Source organism: Microcoleus sp. CAWBG58 (assembly GCF_020883045.1).
Taxonomy (GTDB): domain Bacteria; phylum Cyanobacteriota; class Cyanobacteriia; order Cyanobacteriales; family Microcoleaceae; genus Microcoleus.
The window spans coordinates 1-6611 of record NZ_JAHRFA010000157.1; the positions used below are offsets into that span (position 1 = coordinate 1).

General features: G+C 45.9%; 8 protein-coding genes. 5 read left to right on the plus strand and 3 right to left on the minus strand.

Features of this window, described 5'->3' with window-relative positions; translation table 11 throughout:
- The first annotated feature begins 165 nt into the window (after positions 1-165).
- On the plus strand, positions 166-429 hold the full coding sequence (locus QZ918_RS32665) for a hypothetical protein (protein WP_367275486.1): 264 nt from the start codon (positions 166-168) through the stop codon (positions 427-429).
- Positions 430-511: 82 nt separating this feature from the next.
- On the opposite strand, the gene QZ918_RS32670 is transcribed toward QZ918_RS32665, so the two are convergent.
- On the minus strand, positions 512-1108 hold the full coding sequence (locus QZ918_RS32670) for a TerB family tellurite resistance protein (protein WP_293343143.1): 597 nt from the start codon (positions 1106-1108) through the stop codon (positions 512-514).
- Positions 1109-1214: 106 nt separating this feature from the next.
- A complete protein-coding gene (locus tag QZ918_RS32675; RefSeq protein ID WP_293343146.1) occupies positions 1215-2408 on the minus strand; it encodes an RNA-guided endonuclease InsQ/TnpB family protein in 1194 nt (397 codons plus the stop codon).
- 51 nt (positions 2409-2459) lie between these two features.
- On the opposite strand from QZ918_RS32675, the gene QZ918_RS32680 reads away from it, so the two are divergent.
- From QZ918_RS32680 to QZ918_RS32695, 4 genes are all read left to right on the plus strand, one after another.
- Positions 2460-2699, plus strand: coding sequence for a hypothetical protein (locus QZ918_RS32680; RefSeq protein WP_293343148.1), 240 nt, complete (start codon positions 2460-2462; stop codon positions 2697-2699).
- A 148-nt stretch (positions 2700-2847) separates the two neighbouring features.
- Positions 2848-3348, plus strand: a complete 501-nt coding sequence (gene tadA / locus QZ918_RS32685; protein ID WP_293343151.1) for a tRNA adenosine(34) deaminase TadA — start codon at positions 2848-2850, stop codon at positions 3346-3348.
- Between the two features lie 407 nt (positions 3349-3755).
- Positions 3756-4484: a lysophospholipid acyltransferase family protein gene (locus QZ918_RS32690; protein WP_293343156.1), complete on the plus strand. Its 729-nt coding sequence runs from the start codon at positions 3756-3758 to the stop codon at positions 4482-4484.
- A 175-nt stretch (positions 4485-4659) separates the two neighbouring features.
- Complete coding sequence (locus tag QZ918_RS32695; protein WP_293343158.1) at positions 4660-5040, plus strand: hypothetical protein; 381 nt, start codon at positions 4660-4662, stop codon at positions 5038-5040.
- 254 nt (positions 5041-5294) lie between these two features.
- Here the strand turns inward: QZ918_RS32695 and QZ918_RS32700 are convergent, their stop codons facing one another.
- Complete coding sequence (locus tag QZ918_RS32700; protein WP_293343161.1) at positions 5295-6059, minus strand: ABC transporter ATP-binding protein; 765 nt, start codon at positions 6057-6059, stop codon at positions 5295-5297.
- Between the last annotated feature and the right edge of the window lie 552 nt (positions 6060-6611).

Here is a 6611-nt window from a genome sequence, read left to right on the forward strand (position 1 = left end):
ATTGCTCGTAACGTAGCACTCAATCTTTATCGAGAAGCTGGAGAAACAAATATGGCACAGGCACAACGACTCGCGGGCTATGGTCTAGACGTTTTGAAGAAGCTGTTTAGAATGAAATAGCCCTGGGTATGTATGACAAACACCGTATCACTGAGGAGCCGTGTGATGGGAAACTATCAAGCACGGTTTTGGAGAGCAGCGACTCTCGTGAGGGAGTCGCTGACTTTAATTGTGAATGCGGCGCTCAATATCCGAAATGAAGGACTCCGCATTTTAGCGTTGGGAACCAGCGCTACTGCCAGTGGAGGGAAGGTAAGTCCCAAGGGTGGAAGGCGTAAGTCATCCGTCTCTAAGGTTCTCCCCGTCGAAGCTGGAAGCCCTACCCTCAACGACCCCAGAGCGCAGCTCGAAGGAAGTAGGGTGGGGTAGTTCACTACAAGAGCGCGCAATTCCCCTCTCCCGTGCCAACAATCTTAAATTTTGACGCAGCAAATAATTTATATGCGCTGCATTATTTGCGCGTTAACAGAGACAGCAGGTGTTTTGCTGCTTTGGCAAATACCGGATCCCGGGATTCAAATTGGCTGGGAGCTAGTAAAGCTTTAACTTCGGCAAAGTCTTCTTGGTTGAGAGTTCCTTCTTTGGTAAATAAAGTGTCTACGACTGCAATGTGTCTGGAGTCGAGGCCGAGCCGATTGCCGATCGACTGTAAGTACATTTGCTCCCTCAGGTCGATGTGTCCGTCTACCGCTGACATTTCGTAGCCGGAACCGATGAGTAACAGCTTTTCTGATTCTGAGAAGAAAGCTGTGAGAGTTAGCAATTCCGTGGGGTTAAAGTAAACCTGCTGTTTGGAGATTCCTTTGACAAGGCGCTGAATTAGTTCTATCCGATGGGGATCGCCACTAGCAAAGGCTTTGAGAGTCTTTTGCAGCCGTTCTTCTTCTTCAACTGCGATCGTCCTGTCGATAATCATCACTCCCCGCAGGATGGAAATCAGAGCAGTTAGAAAGACTACCAAAGGAGTGATATCTTGCTCGCGGAGCTTTTGGCGGCTAATCCGGGACAACAGCTCAACAACTTCAGTGCTAATCAGGGTGGTGTCCATAATTCAAAATTACTCTGGATGGGCTGTAGTGTAACTTTATTTCTCGATCTTAAGTGTTTTCAGCTAGTTGACACTCCCCGACTATCAAGGTACGGGGATTCTTGGATCAGCCAGTCGATTTGCCCGTCGATGTCACCATCAACGAGTAGAGATCGGTCTGTCCCCAAGCGTTAATTTCGGCGTGCCCCGCCGTATTTAAAATAATTCCTGCTTGCTTTAATCCTTTCGCCAAAATGTTCAAAGCTGCATTGTGGTCACGGTCTAATACCGTACCACAACTGCAAACATGAGTTCTAACAGACAGCGATTTCTGAACGCGATTTCCACAACTCGAACAATCTTGGGAAGTGTACCCAGGGGCAACAGCAACCACTGTTTTACCATACACTTTCCCAAAATATTCCAACCATTGAGAAAACTGTGACCATGCTGCATCGCTAATTGACTTAGCAAGTTTATGGTTCTTCACCATATTTTTGATCTGAAGGTTTTCGTAGGCTACGAAATCGCTAGATTTCACCACGCACAACGCCGTCTTAACAGCGAAGTCTTTACGTTGCCTACTAACTTTCAGGTGTTTTCTGCCTAATTTATTGATAGCTTTTTTACGATTCCTAGAACCTTTTTTTTTTCGAGAAGTCCTTTTCTGCAATCGTTTTAAAGCTTTTTCACTTTTACGCAAGTGTCGAGGACTAGGAACTGTTTCTCCTGCACTATCGGTGTAGAAATGGTTTAATCCTACATCTATACCAATAGCTTTACCCGTAGGAACAACTTCCTCAGTTCGTTCTACGTTGATACAGAATTGAGCATAGTAACCATCGGCACGATGAATTACCCTGACTCGCTTGATTTCCTTGGGTGCATAGAAATGTAAATCTCGACTACCAACTAATCTGAAGGTTCCCGCAGCAAAACCATCCGTAAAACTTAAACATCTTTTATCAGCGGAAAGCGCCCATCCTGATGTTTTGTATTCTACAGAACGAGTATGCTTTTTGAATTGCGGGTATCCCTTTTTCCCTGGCTTTTTACCCTTGCAATTAGCAAAGAAACGCTGGATAGCAAAAATCGCACGTTCAGCAGAAGCTTGACGCGCCATTGAGTTAAGTTTACCTGCCCATTCAAATTCTTTCGCCATGATGGCGCATTGTTTGTAGAGGTCTGATAATTTAACACCTTGATTATCGATCCAGTATCTGAGAGCTTTGTTTCGGACAAACTGAGCTGTGCGGATCATTTCGTCGATGACCCGATACTGCTGCGATGAGCCTTTTAACTTAAACTCTAGTACAATCATGGAATTATTCTATGACGCTTACGGGCGATTGTGACTATAAACCTCGCATCTTTGAAAATCTTTACACTAGAATTAAAGCCGTCCTATAGCGATCGCACTTATTCTCTCCACAGCCAGCGGACACGTAAGACTATATTAAGTGCTTTCATTTACCAGAAAGAATTGGTTGAAAGCCCGCCCGCCTGCTCGGGAGAAATTACGATCGGACTATTCATTAGACTTCTTGCAAAAGTCGGGAATAGGGAACAGGGAACGGGGGAACGGGGGAACGGGGGAACGGGGGAACAGTGAACAGTGAACAGTGAACAAGAATTAATGCAAACAACACCGCAAAAATACTTTTGCAATTCAAGTCTATTACTCTATTCCTCGGACTTAAGGGTAGAGGTAGCTCTCTTTCGGTCAACTGTCAACTGTCAACTGTCAAAGTAGGTATATCGTGAATTTGCCAACAGAGCCGTTGTGTATTAGTGATTCTAATTATGTTATTCACCAACACTGGATGAGTAGGGCTGTCGAACTGGCACGAGCAGCCGGTGATGCGGGCGAAGTGCCAGTAGGTGCTGTAATTGTTGACGGTGCTGGCCAATTGATTGCCGAAGCGCAAAATCGGCGAGAGCGAGACTGCGATCCGACTGCTCATGCTGAAGTCTTGGCGCTGCGGGCGGCGGGCAAGGTTTTGCAAGACTGGCATCTCAATCAATGCACGCTTTACGTGACGCTGGAGCCGTGCCCGATGTGCGCTGGTGCGATCGTACAAGCTCGGCTCGGTTTGCTGGTATACGGAGCAGATGACCCGAAAACTGGCACAATTCGCACGGTGGCCAATCTTCCAGATAGCGCGCCTTCGTGTCATCGCTTACAGGTACTCGGCGGTATTATGGAGTCTGTTTGTCGAGAGCAGTTGCTTGCTTGGTTTGAAGCCCGCCGCCAAAATTAACAGGTAAACTTTTTTACTCTCCCATAGCAAATGTTTAATCGAATTTGGCTCTTTAACTGAAATAATAGGAATTGCCCGATCGAGCTTTTTCGGCGGTTGACTCCGCCTAAAAACGGATACTTGCTTGCCGGCACTCGTCGCGGTGCACTCAAGATTTTAGACTTTTGCTCAAACTCCCAGATTCATCTGTGGCATAAATCTCAAATCTAAAATCTCAAATCCCTTGACGGCTGTGCGGTAGTGGTGTCGGCTGGGATCCTGTTTTACCTGCTTACAGATTATCTGTTTTGGGTGCGATCGCTTGCGGAGGCAAAGGCCAATAGCAAAAGTGTCCCCATCGAAAGACTAAAGATTTGCCAAGCAACATATCTTTAGACTCTATATATCGATATAGCAGGGTAATTGCCATGCGTCATACTGCCGCGATCGCCATTGAGTCCAGTAAATCATCTCTAGTGAAGCCAATGCCTGCCAAGGTAGCATCTAATACCTCTCGCGTTTCTCCTTGGTTAACCTCCTTGTTTTATCCGCTAGGTCACTATATTGTCCTACCGTTTTATTTTGGCAAGATTAGGATAACCGGACAGGAACACTTGCCAAAAGACGGGCCTGTAATCTTAGCCCCAACGCATCGTTCCCGGTGGGATGCGCTGATGATGCCCTATTCAACGGGACAGAAGGTGACTCGACGCGATTTGCGGTTTATGGTAACTGCTGATGAAGTCAAAGGAGTGCAAGGTTGGTTTATCAGACATTTGGGAGGCTTTCCTGTCGATATCAAGCATCCAGCAGTTAGCAGTCTTCGTTACGGCGTGGAGTTGCTTCTCGACAAGCAAATGTTGGTGATTTTTCCTGAAGGTGGCATTTTTCAAGATGGTGAAGTTCACCCTCTCAAGGCTGGATTAGCTCGTTTAGCCCTGCAAGCGGAGTTGAGCACCCCTGGCTTGGGAGTGAAAATTGTACCGATGAGTATTCGCTATCGCCCGCGCATTCCTCGATGGCGTTCTGAAGTGAAAATTGCGATCGGCGCTCCGATTTCTGTGGCAGATTATGCTAATGGTGGTAGTGGTAAAAAAGAAGCAAAATTGTTGACAGCCGAACTCGAAATGGCTCTTAAAACTCTTGATGACAGTTGACAGTTGATGGTTGATGGTTGATGGTTGATGGTTGGCAGTTGATGGTTGATGGTTGATGGTTGACCGAAGGAAGCAAAAATAGGGAAGAATTAATTGTGATATAATATCTTTTGGTGGTGTTGAGAGTTTCGGCACTTATTTTGCTTGGTTGTGTCTGTATAAAAAGTCAGAATTAATGGATTGTGGTTTGAACTTTAAGCCTGGTCAAATAGTTAGTTTAGAATGTGGAGATGCGTGCCTGCATTCAGAGGTAATTCAAGTAGTTGAAGCACGTCAAATTTGTTGGGTGCGCCCTTTGATGTTGGTTGGATTCGTTTCGGGGAAGGATTTCTCCCAAAGCTGGCCGGAAGAATACACTTTATCGGATTTGCGAGATGGTTCTGATTTGCTGTGGCCGCTGAGTTTGTTTCGGGCGGCGCTGGATACGGAGGTGATTTCGCTGTTGACCCAGTTGCAGTCTCTGGACTCCGATCGCAAGGATAGCACGATCGCCTCTCGGCAACTTAGAGATTTTGTCGATCGAGTTTGGGCAACTTTTCCCAGTGCTTTTAATTAAAAACACCCGGCGGTTGAAACCGCGTCTATACAAACAAAACCTGCCTCCGCAGGTTCAAGAAAACCCGGCGGTTGAAACCGCGTCTATACAAACAAAACCTGCCTCCGCAGGTTCAAGAAAACCCGGCGGTTGAAATTGTGTTATTTTCTTGAGTCGGCGTCCGGCGGACATGGTTTGTATAGAAGCGATTTTAATCGCCGACTCTCATCATTCGTTTGTGTCGGGAAATTTCAATCGCTGACTCTTATCTTAATTTAAAAGACGGCGTGAGAAAGTTCTGCCGGATCCAGATTATTATGAATAACTTGACCGTCGCGGAACCAGACAACCCGGCGAGTTTGACGAGCTACTTCCGGTTCGTGAGTTACCATCACAACAGTCATGCCGGCTTCATTAAATTCTGTGAAAATATCCATTACTTCTTGAGTAGTTTTCGTATCCAATGCACCAGTCGGTTCATCTGCAAGCAACAACACGGGACGGTTAACAATTGCGCGGGCGATGGCTACCCGCTGCTGCTGTCCTCCTGATAGTTGATTTGGTTTGTTTTTCAGGCGACTTTCTAGGCCAACTTTGGTTAAGGATTCCTCTGCGCGTTCGCGTCTTTCGGATGAGGGAATGCCTGCATAAACCATCGGTAACATGACATTTTCTAATGCTGTTAGTTGAGCTAGCAGGTGAAATTGTTGGAAGACAAAACCTAATTTTAAATTACGAATTCCGGCTAATTCTGATTCGGGCATTTGGGCGACATCTACGCCGTCTAGGTAGTAACTGCCGCTCGTAGGTCGATCGAGACAGCCGATAATATTCATAGCTGTAGATTTGCCTGAACCGGATGCGCCCATAATTGAGCAATACTCTCCTTGCGTTACCGTCAAGCTGATTCCGTTGAGGGCGCGCACTTCTAAGTCGCCGACGCCGTAGACTTTGGTTACGTCTTTGAGACCGAGGATGACGGGTTTTGAGGTGGCTTGCAGGTCGAGGTCTTGGTGGGTCTCGGTTTGTAGTTCAGGCATTTGTTTTTATGTGCGATCGACACAACTTACTACTAAGTTAACACTTCTGAGTGGTTTTCGGGGGTGGAAGGGCGATGTTTTGACGGTTGCGGGACTTACACACAAGCAGTTAGAAACCGGGTTTTTGGATGTAAATAATTCGTTACAGCGCGCGGAAACGATAAAACCCGGTTGTTTTGGTGTTGGTGAGTAAGTCCTGAATTAAACAATTTGTGGCTTAAATGCGATCGGGATCAATGTTCAATTCGCGCAGTTTTGCTGCTAATACCAATTCACTATGAAGTTGCACTTAATGTAGCTTCAAGGATATAGTCCCAGCCACAGAGTGATAAAACTACCTCGTTCGTCAATACTCCGGACAGTTTTGGAACAGGGATGCACAAGCGAGCAGAGACAAAAAGTCTCTGGAATTTTCACCGAAAATCCAAAAAAAAGGCACTTTTTACGTTAAGCTCAAAAAACACACGAACTTAAAAAAATGCCTGATGAATATTCTAGAATCTATTTTACAACAAATGTCAGGGATTAGTCAATCCCCAAAAAAGTTTATGG

Coding starts and splice junctions, on each gene's coding strand:
- QZ918_RS32700 (WP_293343161.1), bottom strand. CDS start 6,059: ATGCCTGAACTACAAACCGAGACCCACCAAGACCTCGACCTGCAAGCC.
- QZ918_RS32675 (WP_293343146.1), bottom strand. CDS start 2,408: ATGATTGTACTAGAGTTTAAGTTAAAAGGCTCATCGCAGCAGTATCGG.
- QZ918_RS32690 (WP_293343156.1), top strand. CDS start 3,756: ATGCGTCATACTGCCGCGATCGCCATTGAGTCCAGTAAATCATCTCTA.
- QZ918_RS32670 (WP_293343143.1), bottom strand. CDS start 1,108: ATGGACACCACCCTGATTAGCACTGAAGTTGTTGAGCTGTTGTCCCGG.
- QZ918_RS32695 (WP_293343158.1), top strand. CDS start 4,660: ATGGATTGTGGTTTGAACTTTAAGCCTGGTCAAATAGTTAGTTTAGAA.
- QZ918_RS32665 (WP_367275486.1), top strand. CDS start 166: ATGGGAAACTATCAAGCACGGTTTTGGAGAGCAGCGACTCTCGTGAGG.